Origin of the sequence: Acinetobacter sp. YH12058 (assembly GCF_013419805.1) — a bacterium.
Lineage (GTDB): Bacteria > Pseudomonadota > Gammaproteobacteria > Pseudomonadales > Moraxellaceae > Acinetobacter > Acinetobacter towneri.
In genome coordinates this window covers 145,376-167,707 of sequence record NZ_VOZL01000003.1, presented here as the reverse complement: position 1 = coordinate 167,707, position 22,332 = coordinate 145,376, and the positions used below count along the sequence as shown (strand labels likewise).

Here is a 22,332-nt window from a genome sequence, read left to right as displayed (position 1 = left end):
CAAGCCAGACCTGCGTTGTCCGTTATTGTGCATATATTTTCCTGTTTTTATTCTGCGCAGAAACCGAGACTCTCGAATTTCTGTCTATCCTTATTCAACGGAATGTCCATCTTCCATTGAGCATTTTTGTATTCAGTTTAAATGTGCATGAGCGTCGTTATTTTTAAAATGACAATATAGATTTTCTTTTAAGTAAAAATGGTCAATTGTGAGATTTTTTGTGAGCCCTTTTTGCCATCATTTTGATGTAATTTTAGTGCGGATCAATGCAATAGGCCCAAATAATATAAGCCAATGCAAAAATTACACCCCAAATCACCCCCAATAAATGTGCCTCAACTAACACAGGACTTCCGATTAATTCTGCTGTACCCAAACTGCCCACGGTATTTTCCCAAATCAGTTTAGATAAAATAAGCAGCAAGACCAATGTGGCAAAGCCACGTTCTTTTTTATAGAGCAAATGCACACATGCCACCGCCACATAAGCACCATGCAGCACCCCAGAAAGTCCTGCATAGGCATCAATATCGGCAAGGAAATAATAGAAACTCAGACTAATGGCAGGCGGTAGTAGCAGCAAAAGCGCCACAAAGTGCCATACTTTGGCATGCGGAAAAATAAAAGGTAAACAGGCAAAGGCGATCATATTGAGCAGATAATGAATCCAGCCCACATGCACCCAATGCCCTGTCCATAAGCGCCAAAATTCATCCAATAAATGTGTAGACCAATAAATAAAATGCTCTGCAAAAATCTGCAAACATGCCGAAACCGACATACATGCCGCAATAAACACAATTTTTCGACTGAGAAATTGAGATGAATATTGCATAGGCGCTTGCATCCTCCAAATTATTCTTGTTATGTGCTTCGGCAAACGGATTGCCCAATCCTAAGACTTCTTGTCTATATTGAATTGGGCAATCTTGATATTTTTACAATTGAGCTGCCGTATCCTCATTAAATAAATCATCTAATTCAGAAGAATTATCTTGCTCATCCCAGAAACGCTGCTGATCACCCGTACGCACACCTGTATGTTCAGTCCAGTAACGGTCTGAAATTCCTTGTACCATGCTTCCCGCCATGGCATCAATCAATTTAAATTGTGGATTTACAGGTTTTTCGTCACTGCGTGCATTAGAAAAGGCTTTGAGTGCGTCGCGGATTTTGGCATCTTCACCACTGGCTTGGGCAGCAACCGCGTATAAAGCGTGTGATAAACGCACGCCTTTATTTTCACCGATTTGCATCGACTGCTTTAAGGTTTGATACGGATCAGGTTTGCCATCTCCCGCGCCTGGAAGCAAAGTCCAAATTACGGCACGTGTGGCCTCTGGTGCGCCCCAGAATTTTTCATTATTTAAACAGGTCATGCCACGTTCAACAATCGCAGCAATGTCTTTAGGCACATGTACTGCCCCCCCTGAATTAATATCATTGGTCATGGCTTGCAAGCCACTCAACATCCCCAACATATACACGGTTTGGTCAATATCACTGTTCATTTTTGGACAACCTTCGCCCAAAGGTTTCTGGTATTTCTTTTCCCAACGATGCTGAAACAGTTGATAGCCTGTGTATTGACGCTGTGCCGCCAAAGCCGCCCAACGCTTTTGTTGAATCCGCGCATCTTGCGCTTCGCCTACTTGCCCTGCTTTTGCTGCACGTAAATAACGCAATTCAGCATCCAAAGCTTTTTCTTCGGCACAAATGCCCGCTGCCGAGTACATCAGTACCGCAACACGGGTTGGGTCTGCGCCCATATCTTTAGTCGCCATAATGGCAGGGGTTAAGGAATTACCAGAATTACACACCATTTCAGCATCTTCCATCGCTAAAATTGGCGGCACAATATGTTTTTCAGTAAATCCAAGTGCGACATTGGCACCTGTTTTGATCACTTGTGAACAACCTGATAATAATAAACTTGTGATTGCAAATACGGCCACACCCTGGCCTATTTTTTGGACTTGCGACATTTTCCTGTCCTCTATAATTGTGTTTATGTCCATTGCAACAAACATAGCAGAAGCAATATCTGAATAAAAGCGTCTACTTGCTGCTTCAGATGGATAACTTTGCCATGTTTTAAAGTGACTAAAATTGACTGAAATCTGTCATCCGACAAAATTTAGGCAAAAAAAAGTAGCATTGCGACGGTTCAGCACATGCTACTTATTAACTGATGCCCAATTCGGGCTTATCTTAAAAAATCTTTCGACTAAATTTAAATCTGCACATTTCAGGAATCTGATTTGTATTGATCTACACTTGTCTGGAATGAATATAACTGAAAATAGGGATATGTGTAATCTTTTATGCCAATATAAAATGACTGATCAGGACACGAAAAATAGATGATAATTTTATCTTTATGATACTTATAGTTTTTTATTATTATAAAAATATACAGCTGTCTGTAAATTAGAGCATTTTCGCCAATACTTTTAGAGCCTTCCATTCCGCCTTGGAAACCTGATCACACCAAATCACCAGAGGTTTAAAGGCTTGCTGAAATTCCATGACGATATAAATTTGATGATCTATCACTTGACGCAGTTGCACACGCTGAATTTCAATTTGGCGAGCTGTGCTTTTAATCTGTTGTGATACTACACGAGGCGCGAGATAGGAAATTGACCATTCACGGTCATCTAATTGATCTAAACCAACAATTCGGTTTGCACGAACAAATTTAAAATATGTCCAGCCCATAATGACAATACATACAACGCTAAGCCATGGCTTTAACACTTGTAGTAAAAGCCAAACGATGAGTAGAGCGATCATCAGCTGAAACACTATTGCGATGACACTAGGTTTCAGCTGAAACTGCTGCTTAGCCATGCACATAATGCTTTAGTTTACGGATAAAATCTTTCAACTCAGGACGTGGTGGCTCAGACACTTCCATAAACCAATCCAATAAATCTGGGTCTTCCTGCTCAACCAAATCGGCAAACATTTGTTTTTCTTCCGCACTGGCAGTCAAATAATGATTTTTCACATACGGGTCAAAATAGACATCAATTTCCTTTAAACCACGACGGGCACGGTAAATCACTTTGCGTTCTTCTAAGCTGATGTCATCACTCATGCGGTTTCCCCATTAAAATTAAACTCAGGCTAGTTTAACCGACCCCTTTTAAAGTTTCGATGACTTTTATGCAGCATTGACCAAAAGCATCATCTTTCATTTGCAATTGAAACTTTTGCACCTTGTTGCCCCCTATAAATTCTTCTAAGGTGAATTCAAAATAACAACATCAGGAAGATAAAACCATGCAATCTGCCGCAATTCGCCCCATTGCCAATATGTTACCGCGCACCTTATTCAGTGCTGAACACGACAGTTTTCGTGATTTGGTACGAAAATTCTATTTGCAGGAAGTCATCCCCCATACTGAAAAATTTGAAGCGCAGCAGCATGTAGACCGTGAGCTATGGCGTAAAGCAGGTACTTTGGGTTTGCTGTGTAGCACCATGCCTGAAGAATATGCAGGTTCAGGGGTAGACCGCTTATACAGCATGATTTTGATTGAAGAACAAGCCTATGCAGGTGACAGTGCTACCGGTTTTTCACTGCATTCAGATATTGTCGCCAATTACATTAATAACTTTGGCACAACTGAACAAAAACAACACTGGTTACCCCGCATGGCCACAGGCGAAGTGATAACCGCGATTGCCATGACCGAACCCGGTACAGGTTCAGACTTACAAGCTGTGCGTACCTCTGCGGTATTGGATGGCGATGAATACGTGATTAATGGTTCTAAAATTTTTATTACCAACGGCTATTTGTGCGACATGGCGATTGTGGTATGTAAAACAGCGAACACAGACAAAGGTTCAGCCAATCTGTCTTTAATATTGGTAGAAGCAGACCGTGCGGGATTTAGCAAAGGCAAACCACTGAATAAAATTGGTATGAAAGGTCAGGACACTTGCGAATTATTTTTTGATAATGTCCGCGTGCCTCGCAGCAATTTATTGGGTACAGAAGGCATGGGTTTTATCATGCTGATGAAAGAACTGGCTTGGGAACGCTTAATTGTCGCGATTATTTGCCAAGCAGGTGCAGAAGCTGCTTTTGCACATACACTGCAATATACTCAGCAACGTCAAGCCTTTGGCAAAAGTATTTATAGCTTTCAAAATACGCGCTTTAAACTGGCAGAATTACGCACCGAAATTGATTTCTGTCGTGCTTTTTTAGATCAATGTATGCAGTTACAACTTCAAGATCAGCTCAGTGTTGAAGCTGCAGCGGCCGCCAAATATAAAATTTCAGAGATGTACTCCAAAGTGGTGGATGAATGTCTACAACTGCATGGTGGTTATGGCTATATGCTTGAGTATCCAATTGCACGTGCTTACTTAGACAATCGGGCCAATCGTATTTATGCAGGCACCAATGAAATTATGAAAGAGCTGATTTCACGTTCTTTATAAAATTTCCACCTCAACATAAAAATGGCGCAAGCAATTTTAAATTTCTTGTGCCATATTATTTTTGCACCCAACGATTTAAGACACTAATTTAGGTTTACGCTGCTGTGCAGGCACAGCTTGTTTGAATTTTAAAATACCATCTTCAAAACTTGCTTGTTTTAAAGTTTTGCGATCTTCTAAGTAATTGTTGGTCACTCGCCATGGCGCATGTTTGCCTTGCTTTGGCATCACATCAGCAGCACGCGCGATATAGCCCGAACTCAAACTGCCCATCACCGTATCTTCCAATAACTCAGTTTGATCGCCTTGAGGAATTACCTCGTCATAACCTTGTCGATCCATATAATTGAGCAAACGACAAATATAATCCGCAGCCACATCCACTTTAAGCGTCCAAGAGGCATTAATATAGCCAATAATCATCGCCATATTCGGCACATCGCTGATCATCACACCTTGATATAGCATGTGCTTCGAGGTGTCTAAAGGCACACCATCAATTGTGGCTTGAATACCGCCTAGAATCTGAATATTCAAACCTGTCGCAGACACAATAATATCGGCATCCAAATGTTTACCCGATTTTAATTGCACACCTGTTTCAGTAAAACTTGCAATTTGATTGGTTTCAATCGAGGCATGCCCTTCGCGTAAAATCTTAAATAAATCACCATCAGGCACAACACATAAACGCTGATCCCACGGATTATAATGTGGCGTGAAATGCTTCATATCTACCTTGCCCTTGAGCTGCATTTGGATAGATTTCAGCAACAAAGTCCGCAGTAATTTCGGCTGTTTTTGTGCTAAAGCATAAATGGCGCGTTGCATGCCAATATTACGTGCGCGCGTGATTTTGTAAGCAACATCTTCAGGCAAAACTTTACGCATTTGCTGATAAACAAAATCCATTGCAGGCACTGAAGCAATATAAGTCGGCGAGCGTTGTAGCATGGTGACATGCGCTGCACCACCTTTTGACATAGCAGGTACTAAGGTGATTGCAGTTGCGCCACTGCCAATAATTAAGACCTTTTTACCACGATAATCTAAATTTTCAGGCCAATGCTGTGGGTGGATAAATGTACCTTTAAATGCCTGCTGATTGGGGAAATCTGGCTGAAAACCTTGATCGTAGTTGTAATAGCCTGTACAGCCTAAAACGAAATTAGCCACCCAAGTTTCAATCTGTTGTTCTGCATTTTCTATACGTAACGTCCACTTACGTGTTTGAGAGTCATAATTGGCAGATAACACACGATGCTGAAAATGAATTTTTGAGTGTAAGGCTTTTTCTTGAATGACTTCTTCTAGATAGTCTTTGATAGATGCGCCATCGGCAAGTACATTGGTTTTTTTCCAAGGCTTAAAATTATAACCAAAAGTCGACATATCCGAATCTGAACGAATGCCCGGATATTGGAATAAATCCCAAGTGCCACCAAAACTTTGACGACGCTCAATAATTTCAAAAGAACGCTGTGGGCAGTTTTGACTTAAATGTGCTGCTACACCAATGCCCGAAATCCCTGCCCCAATAATTAATATATCAACCTGCTTATCCATGTTTTATTGTCCAGCTTGAATGATGTTTTTTATTAAAGCATAAATTTGACAATACACAATGTCAAGTTTAGCAAAAGTTACTAAAATTTATATCAATTCGGGACAATTTGATCATTTTTGAGATCAACTTATTTTTTTCATAAAAAAAGACCGGTAAAACCGGTCTTTTTCTGAACAACGTGCGTTATTCTTGGCGAAATTATTTAACTTCGCGATCTACAAGCTCAACGTAAGCCATCGGTGCAGCATCACCCGCACGGAAGCCCGCTTTAAGAACACGTAGATAACCGCCGTTACGCTCTTTGTAACGAGGGCCAAGAACGGTAAATAATTTACCAACAGTTGCTGCTGAACGAGTACGAGCAAACGCTAAACGACGGTTTGCTACTGTATCGTTTTTAGCTAAAGTGATTAAAGGCTCAGCAACACGACGTAATTCTTTTGCTTTAGGAACAGTTGTTTTGATTAACTCGTGTTCGAACAAAGAATTAGCCAAGTTTTGGAACATCGCTTTGCGATGGCTGCTTGTACGGCCTAATTTCACACCACTATTACGATGACGCATGGTGATAGTCCTACTTAATTAACGGCTACGATAGGCGAAACGATCGTCCATACGGAGACTAGCCGGTGGCCAGTTCTCTAAACGCATGCCGAGCTGTAAGCCTTTAGAAGCCAGAACATCTTTGATCTCTGTAAGCGATTTTTTACCCAAGTTAGGCGTTTTAAGTAGCTCAACTTCAGTACGCTGTACAAGATCACCAATGTAGTAAATATTTTCTGCTTTCAAACAGTTAGCAGAACGAACAGTAAGCTCTAGATCATCTACTGGACGAAGCAAGATTGGGTCAACTTCTTCACGAGGCTCTTGAGCAACAGGAGCTTGATCTTTCTGAAGATCAACAAAAATTGCAATTTGTTGTTGCAAGATTGTTGCCGCTTTGCGGATTGCTTCTTCTGGATCAACTGTACCATTGGTTTCAAGATCAATGATCAACTTGTCAAGGTCAGTACGTTGTTCTACACGCGCATTTTCTACGATGTAAGACACACGTTTGATAGGGCTATAAGAAGCATCTAACTGCAAACGACCTACAGGGCGAGTTTCGCCTTCTGGGAAACGTGAATCAGATGTTTCATAACCACGACCTTGAGCAACTTTCAGGCGCATTTTTAAATTGCCTGTAGCACTTAAAGTGCCAATCAAGTGTTCAGGGTTAACCACTTCAACATTATGCGGTAAACGAAGGTCTGCAGCAGTTACATCGCCTGGACCTTGTTTTTCCAATGTCAAATAAGCTTCATTTTGATCGAACAGCTTAATAGACAATCCTTTCAGGTTCAGCAAGAGCTCGACGATGTCCTGCTGCAAGCCTTCCAAAGTACTGTACTCGTGCTCGACACCTTCAATTTCAACTTCTACCACAGCTGCGCCAGGTAAAGAAGAAAGAAGGATGCGACGTAAAGCATTACCAAGAGTATGACCAAAGCCACGCTCTAATGGTTCTAGAATAACTTTTGCCGAGGTCCCGCTTGCCGCTTCGACCTTGATCGCTTGCGGAGTAAGAAACTCATTTGCAGTACGCGTCATTATTGCTACCTCAAGGATTATTTAGAATACAATTCTACAATCAAGCTTTCGTTGATTTCAGCAGGTAAATCAGAACGATCTGGTGCAGCTTTAAACGTACCTTCAAATTTAGAATGGTCAACTTCCATCCATGAAGGGATACCACGTTGAGCAGCCAATTCAATTGCGTTTTTAATACGTAATTGTTGTTTTGCACCTTCGTGAACTGCAATTACATCACCAGCTTTAACTTGAATAGACGCAATGTTAACACGACGACCATTTAAAGTAATGCTACGGTGAGATACAAGCTGACGAGCTTCTGCACGTGTAGAACCAAAACCCATGCGATAAACAACGTTATCAAGACGGCTTTCGAGCAATTTCAACAAGTTCTCACCTGTTGCGCCTTTCACACGAGCAGCTTCTTTATAGTAGTTACTAAATTGACGCTCTAAAACACCGTACATACGACGTACTTTTTGTTTTTCACGTAATTGTAGTGAGTACTCAGATTGCTTACCACCACGAGCCCCGCCATGTTGGCCAGGAGCTTTAGCGTGTTTTTTAGTTTTGACGTCAAATGGTTTAACGCCAGATTTTAGTTGCAGGTCTGTCCCTTCGCGGCGAGAGAGTTTGCATTTTGGACCAATATAACGAGCCATGAATGTTTCTCCTTACACGCGACGTTTTTTAGGTGGACGGCAACCGTTGTGAGGGATTGGAGTCACATCGGTAATGCTGTTAATTTTATAACCCACTGCACCTAATGCACGAACCGCAGACTCACGACCTGGACCAGGACCTTTAACAAGGACGTCCAAGTTTTTCAAACCGTAATCTAAAGCAGCTTTACCAGCAACTTCAGCAGCTACCTGAGCAGCGAACGGAGTTGATTTACGTGATCCACGGAAGCCTTGTCCACCTGAGGTAGCCCAAGCCAGTGCATTACCTTGACGATCGGTAATGGTCACAATGGTGTTATTAAAAGAAGCGTGAATGTGTGCAACACCTTCAGAGACGGTACGAGTGACCTTCTTGCGTGTGCGAGTATCTTTAGCCATCTTTTAGCTTCCAGAAATCTTATTTCTTAATCGGTTTGCGCGGACCTTTACGGGTACGTGCGTTAGTTTTGGTGCGTTGACCACGGACAGGCAAGCTGCGACGATGACGAAGACCGCGGTAGCAGCCTAAATCCATTAAACGTTTAATGTTCATGGAAATTTCGCGACGTAAGTCACCTTCGGTCGGAACCTTAGCAACTTCTGCACGAATCGCATCAAGCTGAGCGTCATCTAATTCACGGATCTTTGTTGTTGGTGCGATACCAGCAGCAGCTAAGATAGTCTTAGCAGTGTGGCGACCAATACCAAAGATATAAGTGAGAGAGATAACAGCGTGCTTGTTATCCGGAATGTTTACACCGGCAATACGAGCCATTCAATTTTCTCCAAAAAGGCAGTTAAGATAATCAACCGCCCCACAAAAATCTTGAGGGGCGGATAATAACCTAATTAGCCTACTGAAATCAACAGGTCTTAATCAAATTAACCTTGACGCTGCTTATGACGAGGTTCTGCGCTGCAAATTACGCGAATAACCCCATTACGACGGATAACTTTGCAGCTACCACAAATTTTCTTTACAGAAGCTTGTACTTTCATGATGAAACCTCTAAGTGCGCTTATCCCTTAGGATGAGCAGTCGTTTTTCTCATTAACGTTTGATTATCGTACTGGTGCGAGGTGAGATGTGCTTGAAGCTGAGCCATAAAGTCCATCACAACCACTACAACGATTAATAATGATGTACCACCTAAGCTAAATGGAATTCCAAATGAGCTTTGTAGAATCATCGGCATTAAGCAGACTACAGTGATGTAAATCGCGCCAATAAAGGTCAAACGACTGAGAATATGATCTAAGTAACGAGCAGTTTGCTCACCTGGGCGAATACCAGGCACATAAGCTCCGCTGCGTTTCAAGTTTTCCGAAACTTCTTTAGGGCTGAAAACCAGCGCAGTGTAGAAGTAACAGAAAAAGATAATTAACGCACCAAAGAGCACCAAATACAACGGTTGTCCAGGCGACAATACCAATGCCAAGTCTTGTAGACTACGCTTGATTAATCCAGCATTAGGGTCCGCACTGCCGACCCATTGACCTAAGCTCGCTGGGAACAAAAGCAATGAACTGGCAAAAATTGCTGGAATCACACCTGCCATATTAATTTTTAATGGCAAATGCGTTTGCTGAGCAGTAAATACACGACGACCTTGTTGTTTTTGAGCATAGTTTACTGGAATACGACGCTGCGCCTTCTCAATAAACACAATTGCTGCAAGTACACCCAAAGACAATAAACCAAAAATTGCCAAACCAATCAGGCTTGACTGGCCACTGTCAATAGATGTGAAGGATTGCATAATTAAATTAGGCAAGCCTGCAACAATACCTGCGAAAATGATCATGGAAATACCATTGCCCACTCCGCGTTCGGTAATTTGTTCACCCAACCACATTAAGAACATTGTGCCTGCAACCAAAGAGGTCACAGCTGGAACGTAAAAAGCCAGACCTGACGTTAAGGTAATACCTTGACCAATCAGACCTGCACACATCCCAATCGCTTGCACAAGTGCAAGAAACAATGTGCCTTGGCGCGTATATTGATTAATTTTGCGTTTGCCTTGCTCGCCTTCTTTTTTCAAAGCTTCAAGCGAAGGAACCACGGTAGACATCAACTGTACGATAATCGAAGCAGAAATGTATGGCATGATCCCTAAAGCAAGAATCGACATCCGCTCTAATGCACCACCCGAAAACATGTTAAACAAACCAAGGATTGTACCTTGGTTTGCATTAAACAATTGTTCAAGTGCGGCATTATTAATGCCTGGTACTGGAATATGCGCTCCTAGTCGAAATACCAACAACGCACCAATGAGAAACATCATTCGGCGTATAATTTCACGGTATTTCACGTGAAATGGTTGGCCTTTCATCATGTGAACATGACCTGAAGAACTAGGAGACATAGACACTGGGGATTACTCCTCGACTTTACCGCCAGCCGCTTCAACAGCAGCTTTAGCGCCTTTAGTCACAGCAACACCTTGAATAGTGAATGCGCGAGTAATTTCACCAGAAAGTACGATACGAGCACGAGCCATATCTTTACGTACAACGTTCGCTGCTTTTAAAGTTTCAAGGCTAACGATGTCGCCTTCCACTTTAGCAAGCTCAGATAAACGTACTTCAGCAGTTTTCAAAGCGATTTGGCTAGTGAAACCGAATTTAGGTAAACGACGATATAACGCAGTTTGACCACCTTCGAATCCAGGACGTGTACCACCGCTCTTACGTGAGTTTTGACCTTTGATACCACGACCACCAGTCTTACCAACGCCAGAACCGATACCACGGCCTAGACGACGGGCTTCACGCTTAGCACCTTCTGCAGGTGCAAGTTCATTTAAACGCAGAGTCATGGCTTATTCCTCTACACTAACCATATAGTAGACTTGGTTGATCATACCACGGTTAGAAGGCGTATCTTGCACTTCTACAGTATGACCAATACGACGCAGACCTAAACCTTTAAGGCTAAGCTTGTGATTTTTCAAGCGGTGCGATGCAGATTTAGTCTGGGTAACTTTAATCGTTTTCATGATTGATTACCCTTGAATTTGTTCTACTGAAAGACCACGTTTCGCAGCAACCTTTTCAGGAGTTGTCATGTCACGCAAACCGTTAAAAGTTGCGTTCACTACGTTTGCAGCGTTAGTAGAACCACGGCATTTAGTCAATACGTTACGTACACCTGCAGCTTCTAAAACTGCACGCATAGAACCACCCGCAATTACACCAGTACCTTCAGATGCTGGTTGCATGTAAACACGGCTTGCACCATGACGCGCATGAATCGGGTGTTGTAAAGTACCATCTGCCAATTCGATAGTGATCATGTTACGACGTGCAGCTTCAAGTGCTTTAGAAATAGCAGCTGGAACTTCACGTGCTTTACCACGACCAAAACCTACGCGACCATTACCATCACCCACAACAGTTAATGCTGTGAAAGAGAAGATACGACCACCTTTAACAACTTTGGCTACGCGATCAACGGCAACCAGCTTTTCAACAAGACCTTCGTTTTGTTCAACTTTAGCCATGATTAGAACTCCAAGCCGTTTTCACGAGCAGCATCAGCCAAGGCTTTGATACGACCATGATATTTAAAACCAGAACGGTCAAACGCAACTTTAGTTACGCCAGCTGCTTTCGCGCGTTCTGCAATTAAAGCACCTACTTTTTGAGCTGCTTCAACGTTACCAGTTGTACCAGCACGTAAAGTAGCATCTAAAGTTGAAGCTTGCGCTAAAACTTTGCCACCATCTGCTGAAATAACTTGAGCATAGATGTGACGCGGCGTGCGGTTTACACACAAACGAGTCGCACCCAATGCACGGATGTGCAAGCGTGTGCTTTTCGCACGACGCAAACGGGATTGTTTCTTTTCGTTCATAAGAACCTCGCGCCTTATTTCTTCTTAGCTTCTTTACGAAGAACAACTTCATCCGAATAACGAACACCTTTACCTTTATATGGCTCTGGTGGACGGTATCCACGGATATCCGCAGCAACTTGACCTAAAGCTGCTTTGTCAGCAGATTTAAGGATAATTTCAGTTGCAGTTGGAGTTTCTGCAGTTACACCTTCAGGAAGGGTGTAATCGATTGGGTGTGAAAAACCAAGGTTAAGGTTAACAACGTTACCTTTTACCGCAGCTTTATAACCAACACCAATCAATTGTAACTTACGTTCGAAGCCTTCGCTCACACCTTTTACAAGATTGTTAAGCACAGCGCGAGCAGTACCAGCTTGCATCCAAGCGTCTTTCGACTCAGCTTTAGGAGCAATAGCTAAAATACCGTCTTCCTGTTTTAGCTCGACCAGCGCATGCAGGTTGAAAGACAATGTACCTTTGCTGCCTTTCACTTCGACCTGCCGGCCGTTCTGAGTAACTGTAACACCGTTAGGTACAGTTACTGGGGCTTTAGCCACACGAGACATGAGGAATCACCTATTATTAAGAAACAAAAGCAATAACTTCACCACCGATACCTGCAGCACGTGCAGCGCGATCAGTCATGATGCCTTTGCTTGTAGAAACGATTGCAATACCTAAACCTTGCTTAACGCTTGGAAGTGCATCTTTACCGCGATACTGACGTAGACCTGGACGGCTTACGCGTTTCACAGTTTCGATAACTGGTTTGCCTTCATAGTATTTTAAAGTAATCGTTAATGTAGGTTTGCCTTCGTTGTCAGCCACTTCTACATTTGCGATATAACCTTCTTGTTGAAGTACGTTTGCAATAGCAACCTTCAACTTAGAATTAGGCATAGAAACAGTTTGTTTCTTTGCCATTTGAGCGTTACGAACACGCGTTAGCATGTCGGCAACGGTATCTTGCATACTCATTTATAGTGCTCCTTACCAGCTTGCCTTAACAACGCCCGGTACATCACCTTGCATTACTGTGTCACGTAATTTGTTACGGCTTAAACCGAACTTACGGAAGTAACCATGAGGACGACCAGTTAAACCACAACGGTTACGAAGACGTACTGGAGACGCATTACGTGGTAATGCTTGTAACTTCATCATCGCTTCGAAACGCTCTTCGTCGCTTGCATTTACGTTTGCAATCGTTGCTTTTAATTCAGCACGTTTTGCAGCGTATTTCGCAACAGTAGCTTCGCGTTTCAATTCGCGATTAATCATACCTTTCTTAGCCATATCGACCTCTTATTTGAACGGGAAGCCGAATGCACGCATAAGCGCACGGCCTTCGTCATCGGTGCGAGCAGTCGTAGTGATGGTGATGTCCATACCACGAATTTGATCAATCTTATCGAAATCGATTTCAGGGAACATGATTTGTTCCTTGAGACCCATAGAGTAGTTACCACGACCATCGAATGATTTCGAAGAGAAACCACGGAAGTCACGGATACGAGGGATCGCGATAGAGATCAAACGGTCTAAGAATTCGTACATACGTTCGCCGCGTAAAGTAACTTTACAACCAATCGGCCAACCATCACGGATTTTAAAACCAGCGATTGATTTACGAGCTAATGTTAAAACTGGTTTTTGACCAGCAATAGCTTGCATATCAGAAAGAGCGCCATCTAACAATTTCTTGTCAGCAGCTGCAGCACCAACACCCATGTTGATGGTAATTTTAGTGATGCGAGGGATCTCCATCACATTCTTAACGCCCAATTGTTCTTGTAATTGAGCCTTAAGTTCGTCGTTGTAACGTGTTTTAAGTCTGGCCATTGCCTATTTCAACCTATTACTTCGCCACCGCCACTGATTCACCATTCGATTTATAAACGCGAGTTTTCACGCCATCAATCGTTTGGTAACCAACACGGTCAGCCTTTTGGGTTGTAGCATTAAAAATTGCCACGTTTGAGATATGAAGCGAAGCTTCCTGCGTTACGATACCGCCTTCAGCGCCCGTAGCACGGTTTGGCTTCTGGTGCTTCTTAACCAAGTTAAGACCTTCGACCTTAACACGGTCATTAGAAACTGACAGAACAGTACCCTGTTTGCCTTTTTCTTTACCTGCGATCACAATTACTTGATCGCCTTTTTTAATCTTAGCCATGATTGCCTCTTATAGAACTTCAGGAGCCAATGAAATGATTTTCATGAACTGTTCAGTACGAAGTTCACGAGTCACTGGTCCGAAAATACGAGTTGCAATCGGTGCTTTGTTGTTATTCAAAATAACAGCAGCGTTATCATCAAAACGGATCACAGAACCGTCTGGACGACGAATACCGAACTTTGTACGTACAACAACAGCATTCATCACGTCACCTTTTTTAACACGTGCGCGTGGAATAGCTTCTTTTACAGTAACTTTAATAATGTCGCCAACAGAAGCATAACGACGATGTGAACCACCTAGTACTTTAATACATTGTACGCGGCGAGCACCACTGTTGTCAGCTACGTCAAGCATCGTTTCGGTTTGAATCATTGCCCTACTCCAAAACCGAGCATCACCGGTCACAATTTCGAAAGGCTCAAAGAGTACTCGAAATTGACCGATGATGCAACAAGAACGTTAATTACTCAGCAGCAGCTTCAACAACTTCAACTAAAGTCCATGACTTAGTTTTAGACATTGGGCGGCTTTCTTTGATGGTTACAACATCACCAATCTTGGCGGTATTGTTCTCATCATGAGCGTGTAATTTGGTTGAACGGCGAATCAATTTGCCATACAACGGGTGTTGAACTTGGCGTTCAATAAGGACAACAATAGATTTTTCCATTTTGTCGCTTACAACTTTGCCAGTTAACGTGCGGACTGTATTTTGACTCATTGCCCGTTCCCCTGTTTTTCGGTAAGGAGGGTCTTGATGCGTGCAATAGTTTTACGAGTAAGCGCAACTTCATGCGATTTACCCAATTGACCAGTTGCTTTCGCCATACGAAGACGGAATTGGTTAAGCTGTTGCTCATCAAGCAAAGCTGTCAACTCTTCTACCGACTTTTCACGTAGATCTTTAGTTTTCATTACATTACCGTCCGAGTCACGATAGTGGTTTTAAACGGAAGTTTAGCAGCAGCAAGCGTAAATGCTTCACGCGCCAATTCTTCGTTCACACCATCAATTTCGTACAAGACTTTACCTGGTTTGATTTGACAAACCCAATATTCCACAGAACCTTTACCTTTACCCATACGCACTTCAAGAGGCTTAGAAGTAATTGGTTTGTCTGGGAATACACGGATAAAGATCTTACCACCACGCTTAATACGACGGCTGATTGTACGACGTGCCGCTTCAATTTGACGCGCAGTCATTTGACCACGTTCAACTGATTTAAGAGCGATAGTACCGAAAGATACTGAGCTACCACGGTGCGCTAAGCCAGTGTTACGGCCTTTTTGCACCTTACGGAATTTAGTACGTTTAGGTTGCAACATGGATTATTCTCCTTTTTCAGCAGAACGATCATTGCGACGACCACGACGCTCTTGACCTTCACCACGACCGCGACCGCGTTTAGCTGGACGTTCTTCAGCAGGTGCTGGGTTCATGACTTGCTTCATGCCACCCAAGATTTCACCACGGAATACCCAAACTTTAACACCAATCGTACCGTAAGTAGTTTCAGCACGCATAGTTGCATAGTCGATGTCCGCACGAAGTGTATGCAAAGGTACACGACCTTCACGATACCATTCAGTACGTGCAATCTCTGCACCACCTAAACGACCAGAAACTTCAACTTTGATACCTTTAGCACCAGCACGCATAGAGTTCTGTACCGCACGCTTCATAGCACGACGGAACATTACACGCTTTTCTAATTGAGAAGCGATTGCTTCAGCAACTAAACGTGCATCTAAGTCTGGACGGTCAATTTCGTTGATGCTTACTTGCGCAGGAACACCCATAATAGATGTTAATTCGCGTTGTAATTTCTCAATGTCTTCGCCTTTTTTACCGATTACGATACCAGGACGCGCAGTGCTAATTGTTACTTTAGCAGCACCCGTTGGACGTTCGATAAGAATATTGCTTACCATTGCGTTCTTAAGTTTTTTAGTTAAAAACTCACGAACTTGAAGGTCTTTAAGCAAGTATTCAGCGTATTGTTTCGGATTCGCATACCAGTTAGCGTTATGACGTTTCACAACACCTAGGCGGATACCGATTGGATGAACCTTCTGACCCATATCAAACCCCTACCTTAACGGTGATGTGACAAGTACGCTTAGTAATACGATCTGCACGGCCTTTCGCACGTGGCATAATACGTTTAAGGCTCATGCCTTCATCAACGTAAATCGTAGATACTTTAAGGTCGTCTACATCTAAACTGTTATTGTGTTCAGCATTTGCAATTGCAGATTCCAATGCTTTCTTAACTAAAACAGCAGCTTTTTTGTTGCTAAAGTTTAAAATGTTAAGTGCATGCGCAACAGATTTGCCGCGGATAAGATCTGCAACCAAACGTGCTTTTTGTGCCGAGATAGCGGCACCGCGTAATTTAGCAGTTACTTCCATCATAGCACCTATTAACGTTTAGACTTCTTGTCAACACCGTGACCACGATAGGTACGAGTTGGCGCGAATTCACCGAGTTTATGACCAACCATGTGTTCAGAGATAATCACTGGAACATGGTTACGACCATTGTGAACAGAAATTGTTAAACCAACAAAATCTGGGAGGATCATCGAACGACGCGACCAAGTTTTGATCGGCTTACGGTTATTAGCCGCGATTGCCGCTTCAACCTTAGCGAACAAGTGCGCATCGACGAATGGGCCTTTTTTCAGAGAACGAGGCATTGTCAGATTCCTTTACTTGTTACTTAACGCGACGGTCGCGAATAATCATCTTAGTCGTACGCTTGTTGGTACGTGTCTTGTACCCTTTAGCTTTTTGACCCCATGGGCTTACAGGTTGGATACCTTTAGTACGCCCTTCACCACCACCGTGCGGGTGATCAACTGGGTTCATTGCCATACCACGAACAGTAGGACGAACACCACGCCAGCGCGAAGCACCTGCTTTACCAAGTGAACGAAGGTTGCTTTCTGAGTTAGATACTTCACCTAACACAGCGCGACACTCAACGTGCACTTTACGCATTTCGCCTGAACGTAGACGAACGATAGCGTATGAACCGTCACGACCCAACAATTGAACCGAAGTACCAGCAGAACGCGCTAATTGAGCACCTTTACCGATTTTAAGTTCGATGTTGTGAAGAGTAGCACCGATTGGCATATTACGAAGTGGTAAGCAGTTACCTGGACGAATTGGAGCATCGTTACCAGATTGAACTTGATCACCAGCACGTAAACCTTTAGGCGCAATAATATAACGACGTTCACCGTCAGCATACTTCAACAATGCGATGTGTGCAGTACGGTTTGGATCGTATTCAATACGCTCTACAACAGCAGGAATGCCATCTTTGTTACGTTTGAAGTCTACGATACGGTAGTGTTGCTTATGACCACCACCAACGTGACGTGTAGTAATGTGACCGTTGTTGTTACGACCACCAGTACGTTTTTTAGCTTCTACCAACGGCGCATAAGGCGCACCTTTGTGAAGATGGTCGTGAACGACTTTCTCTACAAAGCGACGTCCTGGAGACGTTGGCTTACATTTTTGAATCGGCATAAATTTCGTCCTTATTCCGCTGCGCTTTCAGCGGTATCGCCCAAGTCAGCCATTTCAACATCTTGGCCAGCTTTCAGGGTGACGTATGCTTTTTTAACATCAGAACGGCGTCCTAATGTACGACCAAAGCGCTTAGTCTTACCTTTAGTGATAGTCGTGTTAACTTTAACAACTTCCACACCAAATAATTGCTCAACTGCTTTTTTGATTTCAAGTTTGTTTGCATTTAATGCAACTTTGAACACTTGAACACCAGCAGTTTCGCCTAAAACTTGTGCTTTTTCTGAAAATACAGGTCCTTGTAGGACTTGATATAAACGTTCGTTGTTCATCCGAGTTCTACCTCAATTTTCTTAGCAGCAGCAACAGACATTACAACTTTGTCGAACGCGATCAAGCTAACAGGATCGATTGCAGTAGCATCAACCACATCAACGTGTGGAAGGTTACGCGCTGCAAGATATAGATTCTCATCTACAGCTTCAGTTACGATCAATGCGCGAGTTGCATTCAAGTCGTTAAGTTTTGCAAGCAACTCTTTAGTTTTAGGAGCTTCAACAGCAAACTCTTCAACCAATACAAGACGATCTTGGCGAACAAGTTCAGCTAAGATACATTGCATTGCACCGCGGTACATTTTGCGGTTAACTTTTTGAGACCAATCTTGTGGACGAGCAGCAAAAGTTTTACCACCACCAACCCAGATTGGGCTACGAATAGAACCAGCACGAGCGCGGCCAGTACCTTTTTGACGGAATGGTTTTTTACCACCGCCAGCAACGTCTGCACGTGATTTCTGAGCTTTAGAGCCTTGACGACCACCAGCTAAGTAAGCTGTAACAACTTGGTGTACAAGTGCTTCATTGAATTCACGACCGAACGCAACTTCAGATAACTCAACAGCAGAGCCGGAAACAGTATTTAAATTCACGTTATTTCCCCTCAAGCCTTGATCGTAGGACGTACAGTTACGTCACCACCAGTCGCACCAGGAATCGCACCCTTAACAACAAGAACTGAACGCTCTGTGTCGATAGATACAATTTCAAGACCCTGTACAGTTACGCGCTCAGCACCTAAATGGCCAGCCATTTTTTTGCCTTTGAATACGCGACCAGGAGTCTGGTTTTGACCCGTAGAACCTAGAACACGGTGAGAAACAGAGTTACCGTGAGTAGCGTCTTGAGTACGGAAGTTCCAACGCTTAACACCACCCTGGAAACCCTTACCTTTAGACTGACCAGTTACGTCAACGATCTGACCTACTGTGAACAAATCCACACCGATAGTTCCGCCAACTTCACGACCTTCAAGGTCAGCTTCTGTAGCACGGAATTCTTGAACCAAACGACCAGCAGCAACACCCGCTTTAGCGAAGTGACCTTTCTGAGCGTTAGTTACGCGAGATTCGCGACGTTCACCAGTAGTAACCTGAATTGCTTGATAACCATCTGTTTCAAGCGTTTTGATTTGAGTGATACGGTTAGGATCAACCTCAATCACTGTAACAGGTACAGAAACACCAGCATCTGTAAAGATACGGGTCATACCGCACTTGCGACCGACTAAACCAATAGCCATGTGCATAAACCTCTAAAAAAGCGGCCTAATTAACTTAGAGTGTTAATTAACCGAAAGCCTTAACCCAATGCAATCTGAACATCAACACCAGCTGCTAGATCTAATTTCATCAACGCATCAACAGTTTTATCTGTAGGTTGAACAATGTCGATCAAACGCTTGTAAGTACGGATTTCATACTGGTCGCGTGCATCTTTGTTTACGTGTGGTGATGTTAAAACGTTGAAGCGTTCGATGCGAGTTGGCATCGGGATTGGACCACAAACTTGTGCGCCAGTACGCTTAGCGGTTTCTACGATTTCTTGAGCAGATTGATCAATCAGACGATGATCAAAAGACTTCAAACGGATACGAATTCTCTGGTTAGACATACCAGTTAACTCCAAGCCAAATATATAAAGAATCACCCTTGACGCATCTCACCCCACTAATTTAAGGCAAGTGTCAAAGGCAGTGAATTATCACTAAGGTCATGATCGATGCCACGACTGTCACGATGTTAACTACTTTCTTCGCAGTTAACCCCCTTGCATAAAGGGTCGCCCATTATAACGATTGTTTAATGCATAAGCAAATCTCTTTTTGGCTTTATTGCTTTATTTTTCACGCTCTGCCGATTTCTCTTTTTAAAATATACGATTAGCACTTTATATATGAGTTAGGCAGCATTCCTATCCATTTATTGAGTGTAAATTTAGACAATCTGCATTTTGACCATTCCAACCATCCCTGACAGCAGAAATCGTCATCGCCCTGACCTAACTTTCTTTTCTGTGTTTGCGCCACAATCCATGACTTTATTCTCGAAGTTTGCTTTGTGCTAAAACATAATCTATTGCACGATTCATTAATTGGTTGCCTGCCTGAAATTGTGCCGCAGACATCTGTTTTAATTCATGCGCGGGTTGTACATACATGCCCGAAAATGCTGGTTTCATTTCGGCATTGTCTAAAAACAGCTGCAAAGCTTGTGGGGTAATTTCTGGATGGAATTGGAATCCTAGTACATTTTTCCCAATTTGATAGAGTTGATTAGCGCAGGCGGCATTACTGGCAAGTCTTACCGCGCCCTTTGGTAATTCAAAAGTTTCACCATGCCACTGCATCACTGTGATTTGATCAGGTATTTGAAAGCAGGTTTCTGGTGTATTTTCGACTTTATAGACTGGATGCCAACCACGCTCTTGTTCTGGATTACGACTGACCGCTGCACCCAACGCATTGGCAATTAACTGCCCACCCAAACACAAGCCAATAGCAGGCTTGCCTGAAGCGAAATAACGTCGAATCCAGCGCTTTTCAATTTTTAGCCAGGGATAGTTCGCCTCATCATTGACACTCATGGCGCCGCCCATCACAATCAATAAATCGACATCTTCGACCCGTGGCAAAGCTTCAATTTCAATATTTTGTTCGGGTGGCAAAGCAAAAAATTCGGTGGCACTGATGTGTGCCTGCATTTGTTTCAGGTAGCTATAGCAACTCCCAAAACCTTCTTCGGCAATATGTTGAAAATAATGCACTCTTAATGGCGCTTGCATCTTAATCATCCTGAGTTATGTCTACACTTGAGCTTCTGCAAAAATAACGCCAACTTCAAGACTCATCTTGTATTTTTAAAGCGTTCAGCTTTTTATAGCTTTAAGCCTGTGTTTCTCTTAATCTAAAGCCAATATGGTTTTATTTTCTGAGTGAGATTGTGAAAAAGAATGCTCAAACTGTGTTAATTCATGCACCACGACGTGCCCCGCAATATATTTCGACAGTACAACCTCCCCTATTTCGTGCATCGACCATTATTTTTGAGAATACCGATGCACTGTTTAATCGCCATTGGACAGATGCTTATGACTATAGTTATGGCACACACGGCACCCCAACCACCTTTACCCTTGCCGACCAAATTGCGCAATTAGAAGGTGGGCAATACGCCTTACTTGCACCGAGCGGACTGTCTGCCATTAATTTGGTGAATTCCTGCTTTTTAAGTCAAGGCGATGAAGTCTGGGTGGCCGACAATATTTACGGTCCCAATATGGAGCATTTACGCAATTTAGCGCAGCGTTATGGCATCGCGGTAAAAGTGTATAACCCAATTGATGTTGCAAGTTTTCAACCCTCTGCAAAAGCCAAACTGATTTGGCTGGAAGCCGCAGGCTCGGTCACGTTGGAATTTCCCGATTTGAGCGCCTTAGTCAAAAAAGCCAAAGCACATCATATGCTCACAGCCTTAGATAACACTTGGGGTGCAGGGCTTGCTTTTAATGCTTTCGATTTTGGTGACGATCATTTAAGTGTCGATATAAGTGTCCATGCCCTAACCAAGTACCCAAGTGGTGGTGGCGATATATTAATGGGTTCTGTGGTGACCCGTGATCAACATTTACATCATCAATTATTTCGTATGCATGCCATCCAAGGCATTTGTGTATCGGGCGATGATGTTGCGCAAGTACAACGTAGCTTAGCCTCAATGCAATTGCGCTATGAACACCAAGCGCAAAGCTGTTTGCAGTTACTGAACTGGCTGAAACTACAACCACAATTTGCTCAGGTGTTGCATCCTGCTGATGCCACATCTGCGGGGCATGCGTATTGGAAAGAAATTTGCCGCGATGGACACAGCGCAGGTTTGGTCAGTGTGATTTTTAAGCCTGAATATGATTTAGCCGCTGTACGTCAATTCTGCGATGCTTTATCTTTATTTAAACTCGGCTTTAGCTGGGGCGGCCCTGTAAGTTTAGTGATGCTTTACGATCTCAAGACCATGCGTACCTTAGATCATTCTCACTTGGCTGAAGGATTATTGGTGCGTTTTTGTATTGGACTAGAACATCCTACAGATTTAATTCACGATATTCAAAATGCCTTACAACGCTTCAGCGACTAATGCAGCACAGATCATCATTTTAACAAT

36 protein-coding genes are annotated in these 22,332 nt (G+C 43.1%); 2 read left to right on the top strand and 34 right to left on the bottom strand.

From position 1 onward, the window contains the following. Positions 1 to 253 precede the first annotated feature (253 nt). The 4 genes from rrtA to FTU09_RS03475 form a co-directional block, all read right to left on the bottom strand. On the bottom strand, positions 254 to 835 hold the full coding sequence (gene rrtA, locus FTU09_RS03490; RefSeq protein ID WP_180062326.1) for a rhombosortase: 582 nt from the start codon (positions 833 to 835) through the stop codon (positions 254 to 256). 103 nt (positions 836 to 938) lie between these two features. After that, on the bottom strand, positions 939 to 1,985 hold the full coding sequence (locus FTU09_RS03485) for a hypothetical protein (RefSeq protein ID WP_180079551.1): 1,047 nt from the start codon (positions 1,983 to 1,985) through the stop codon (positions 939 to 941). Between the two features lie 445 nt (positions 1,986 to 2,430). Beyond that, complete coding sequence (locus FTU09_RS03480) at positions 2,431 to 2,853, bottom strand: protein YgfX (protein ID WP_096901367.1); 423 nt, start codon at positions 2,851 to 2,853, stop codon at positions 2,431 to 2,433. Next, positions 2,846 to 3,103 (bottom strand): succinate dehydrogenase assembly factor 2, encoded by a 258-nt coding sequence (locus FTU09_RS03475; protein WP_004974752.1) that lies wholly within the window; start codon positions 3,101 to 3,103, stop codon positions 2,846 to 2,848. The genes FTU09_RS03480 and FTU09_RS03475 overlap by 8 nt, the downstream gene beginning before the upstream one ends. 185 nt (positions 3,104 to 3,288) lie before the next feature. Here FTU09_RS03475 and FTU09_RS03470 point away from each other — a divergent pair, with 185 nt between their 5' ends. Beyond that, positions 3,289 to 4,461 carry an acyl-CoA dehydrogenase family protein gene (locus tag FTU09_RS03470; RefSeq protein ID WP_180079549.1) on the top strand — a complete coding sequence of 391 codons (1,173 nt, stop codon included), beginning with the start codon at positions 3,289 to 3,291 and terminating at the stop codon, positions 4,459 to 4,461. 75 nt (positions 4,462 to 4,536) lie between these two features. Here the strand turns inward: FTU09_RS03470 and FTU09_RS03465 are convergent, their stop codons facing one another. The 30 genes from FTU09_RS03465 to FTU09_RS03320 form a co-directional block, all read right to left on the bottom strand. Beyond that, entirely contained in the window at positions 4,537 to 6,027 is a 1,491-nt protein-coding gene (locus tag FTU09_RS03465) for an NAD(P)/FAD-dependent oxidoreductase (protein WP_180079547.1), read from the bottom strand. A 199-nt stretch (positions 6,028 to 6,226) separates the two neighbouring features. Next, positions 6,227 to 6,592, bottom strand: coding sequence for a 50S ribosomal protein L17 (gene rplQ, locus FTU09_RS03460; protein WP_004974746.1), 366 nt, complete (start codon positions 6,590 to 6,592; stop codon positions 6,227 to 6,229). A gap of 18 nt (positions 6,593 to 6,610) precedes the next feature. Further along, positions 6,611 to 7,618, bottom strand: a complete 1,008-nt coding sequence (locus tag FTU09_RS03455; protein ID WP_004974745.1) for a DNA-directed RNA polymerase subunit alpha — start codon at positions 7,616 to 7,618, stop codon at positions 6,611 to 6,613. A 17-nt stretch (positions 7,619 to 7,635) separates the two neighbouring features. After that, positions 7,636 to 8,262, bottom strand: a complete 627-nt coding sequence (gene rpsD / locus FTU09_RS03450) for a 30S ribosomal protein S4 (RefSeq protein WP_004974744.1) — start codon at positions 8,260 to 8,262, stop codon at positions 7,636 to 7,638. Positions 8,263 to 8,274: 12 nt separating this feature from the next. Next, positions 8,275 to 8,661 carry a 30S ribosomal protein S11 gene (gene rpsK / locus FTU09_RS03445; protein WP_001040166.1) on the bottom strand — a complete coding sequence of 129 codons (387 nt, stop codon included), beginning with the start codon at positions 8,659 to 8,661 and terminating at the stop codon, positions 8,275 to 8,277. Positions 8,662 to 8,680: 19 nt separating this feature from the next. Next, on the bottom strand, positions 8,681 to 9,037 hold the full coding sequence (gene rpsM, locus FTU09_RS03440; protein WP_004974734.1) for a 30S ribosomal protein S13: 357 nt from the start codon (positions 9,035 to 9,037) through the stop codon (positions 8,681 to 8,683). A 107-nt stretch (positions 9,038 to 9,144) separates the two neighbouring features. After that, on the bottom strand, positions 9,145 to 9,261 hold the full coding sequence (gene rpmJ, locus FTU09_RS03435) for a 50S ribosomal protein L36 (RefSeq protein WP_000867907.1): 117 nt from the start codon (positions 9,259 to 9,261) through the stop codon (positions 9,145 to 9,147). A 20-nt stretch (positions 9,262 to 9,281) separates the two neighbouring features. Continuing rightward, positions 9,282 to 10,601, bottom strand: coding sequence for a preprotein translocase subunit SecY (gene secY, locus FTU09_RS03430; RefSeq protein WP_171257418.1), 1,320 nt, complete (start codon positions 10,599 to 10,601; stop codon positions 9,282 to 9,284). Between the two features lie 45 nt (positions 10,602 to 10,646). After that, positions 10,647 to 11,087, bottom strand: a complete 441-nt coding sequence (gene rplO, locus FTU09_RS03425; protein WP_004974728.1) for a 50S ribosomal protein L15 — start codon at positions 11,085 to 11,087, stop codon at positions 10,647 to 10,649. 3 nt (positions 11,088 to 11,090) lie between these two features. Next, positions 11,091 to 11,267: a 50S ribosomal protein L30 gene (gene rpmD / locus FTU09_RS03420; RefSeq protein WP_004786899.1), complete on the bottom strand. Its 177-nt coding sequence runs from the start codon at positions 11,265 to 11,267 to the stop codon at positions 11,091 to 11,093. Between the two features lie 6 nt (positions 11,268 to 11,273). Continuing rightward, positions 11,274 to 11,771, bottom strand: coding sequence for a 30S ribosomal protein S5 (gene rpsE, locus FTU09_RS03415; protein ID WP_004974725.1), 498 nt, complete (start codon positions 11,769 to 11,771; stop codon positions 11,274 to 11,276). 2 nt (positions 11,772 to 11,773) lie between these two features. Beyond that, positions 11,774 to 12,124 (bottom strand): 50S ribosomal protein L18, encoded by a 351-nt coding sequence (rplR, locus tag FTU09_RS03410; protein WP_004281497.1) that lies wholly within the window; start codon positions 12,122 to 12,124, stop codon positions 11,774 to 11,776. Between the two features lie 14 nt (positions 12,125 to 12,138). Then, on the bottom strand, positions 12,139 to 12,672 hold the full coding sequence (gene rplF / locus FTU09_RS03405; protein WP_004974722.1) for a 50S ribosomal protein L6: 534 nt from the start codon (positions 12,670 to 12,672) through the stop codon (positions 12,139 to 12,141). Positions 12,673 to 12,688: 16 nt separating this feature from the next. Then, positions 12,689 to 13,084, bottom strand: coding sequence for a 30S ribosomal protein S8 (rpsH, locus tag FTU09_RS03400; RefSeq protein ID WP_004974720.1), 396 nt, complete (start codon positions 13,082 to 13,084; stop codon positions 12,689 to 12,691). A 12-nt stretch (positions 13,085 to 13,096) separates the two neighbouring features. After that, a complete protein-coding gene (gene rpsN / locus FTU09_RS03395; RefSeq protein ID WP_004825185.1) occupies positions 13,097 to 13,402 on the bottom strand; it encodes a 30S ribosomal protein S14 in 306 nt (101 codons plus the stop codon). Between the two features lie 9 nt (positions 13,403 to 13,411). Continuing rightward, positions 13,412 to 13,948 carry a 50S ribosomal protein L5 gene (gene rplE / locus FTU09_RS03390; protein ID WP_004974719.1) on the bottom strand — a complete coding sequence of 179 codons (537 nt, stop codon included), beginning with the start codon at positions 13,946 to 13,948 and terminating at the stop codon, positions 13,412 to 13,414. A 16-nt stretch (positions 13,949 to 13,964) separates the two neighbouring features. Then, entirely contained in the window at positions 13,965 to 14,282 is a 318-nt protein-coding gene (gene rplX, locus FTU09_RS03385) for a 50S ribosomal protein L24 (RefSeq protein ID WP_004974717.1), read from the bottom strand. A gap of 9 nt (positions 14,283 to 14,291) precedes the next feature. Then, a complete protein-coding gene (gene rplN, locus FTU09_RS03380) occupies positions 14,292 to 14,660 on the bottom strand; it encodes a 50S ribosomal protein L14 (RefSeq protein ID WP_001982634.1) in 369 nt (122 codons plus the stop codon). Between the two features lie 91 nt (positions 14,661 to 14,751). Next, entirely contained in the window at positions 14,752 to 15,009 is a 258-nt protein-coding gene (gene rpsQ, locus FTU09_RS03375; RefSeq protein WP_004974714.1) for a 30S ribosomal protein S17, read from the bottom strand. Then, a complete protein-coding gene (gene rpmC, locus FTU09_RS03370) occupies positions 15,006 to 15,203 on the bottom strand; it encodes a 50S ribosomal protein L29 (protein ID WP_004650482.1) in 198 nt (65 codons plus the stop codon). The genes rpsQ and rpmC overlap by 4 nt, the downstream gene beginning before the upstream one ends. Continuing rightward, the gene (gene rplP, locus FTU09_RS03365) at positions 15,203 to 15,616 is read right to left on the bottom strand and encodes a 50S ribosomal protein L16 (RefSeq protein WP_004691317.1); all 414 of its coding nucleotides are present in this window, start codon (positions 15,614 to 15,616) and stop codon (positions 15,203 to 15,205) included. Before rplP ends, rpmC begins: the two co-directional genes overlap by 1 nt. Before the next feature lie 3 nt (positions 15,617 to 15,619). Next, positions 15,620 to 16,372 (bottom strand): 30S ribosomal protein S3, encoded by a 753-nt coding sequence (gene rpsC / locus FTU09_RS03360; RefSeq protein ID WP_004974711.1) that lies wholly within the window; start codon positions 16,370 to 16,372, stop codon positions 15,620 to 15,622. A gap of 1 nt (position 16,373) precedes the next feature. Beyond that, a complete protein-coding gene (gene rplV / locus FTU09_RS03355) occupies positions 16,374 to 16,703 on the bottom strand; it encodes a 50S ribosomal protein L22 (RefSeq protein ID WP_001982638.1) in 330 nt (109 codons plus the stop codon). Positions 16,704 to 16,714: 11 nt separating this feature from the next. Further along, positions 16,715 to 16,990, bottom strand: a complete 276-nt coding sequence (gene rpsS / locus FTU09_RS03350) for a 30S ribosomal protein S19 (RefSeq protein ID WP_004673001.1) — start codon at positions 16,988 to 16,990, stop codon at positions 16,715 to 16,717. A gap of 19 nt (positions 16,991 to 17,009) precedes the next feature. Further along, the gene (rplB, locus tag FTU09_RS03345; protein ID WP_004974706.1) at positions 17,010 to 17,834 is read right to left on the bottom strand and encodes a 50S ribosomal protein L2; all 825 of its coding nucleotides are present in this window, start codon (positions 17,832 to 17,834) and stop codon (positions 17,010 to 17,012) included. A gap of 11 nt (positions 17,835 to 17,845) precedes the next feature. Next, the gene (gene rplW / locus FTU09_RS03340; RefSeq protein ID WP_004974703.1) at positions 17,846 to 18,166 is read right to left on the bottom strand and encodes a 50S ribosomal protein L23; all 321 of its coding nucleotides are present in this window, start codon (positions 18,164 to 18,166) and stop codon (positions 17,846 to 17,848) included. Beyond that, complete coding sequence (gene rplD / locus FTU09_RS03335) at positions 18,163 to 18,765, bottom strand: 50S ribosomal protein L4 (RefSeq protein WP_004974702.1); 603 nt, start codon at positions 18,763 to 18,765, stop codon at positions 18,163 to 18,165. The genes rplW and rplD overlap by 4 nt, the downstream gene beginning before the upstream one ends. A gap of 11 nt (positions 18,766 to 18,776) precedes the next feature. After that, a complete protein-coding gene (gene rplC, locus FTU09_RS03330) occupies positions 18,777 to 19,415 on the bottom strand; it encodes a 50S ribosomal protein L3 (protein ID WP_026438075.1) in 639 nt (212 codons plus the stop codon). Between the two features lie 59 nt (positions 19,416 to 19,474). Beyond that, entirely contained in the window at positions 19,475 to 19,786 is a 312-nt protein-coding gene (gene rpsJ / locus FTU09_RS03325) for a 30S ribosomal protein S10 (protein WP_000070912.1), read from the bottom strand. A gap of 426 nt (positions 19,787 to 20,212) precedes the next feature. Further along, the gene (locus FTU09_RS03320) at positions 20,213 to 20,956 is read right to left on the bottom strand and encodes a type 1 glutamine amidotransferase (protein WP_180051895.1); all 744 of its coding nucleotides are present in this window, start codon (positions 20,954 to 20,956) and stop codon (positions 20,213 to 20,215) included. Between the two features lie 158 nt (positions 20,957 to 21,114). Here FTU09_RS03320 and FTU09_RS03315 point away from each other — a divergent pair, with 158 nt between their 5' ends. Further along, positions 21,115 to 22,305, top strand: coding sequence for a PLP-dependent transferase (locus tag FTU09_RS03315; protein WP_180079545.1), 1,191 nt, complete (start codon positions 21,115 to 21,117; stop codon positions 22,303 to 22,305). Positions 22,306 to 22,332 lie beyond the last annotated feature (27 nt).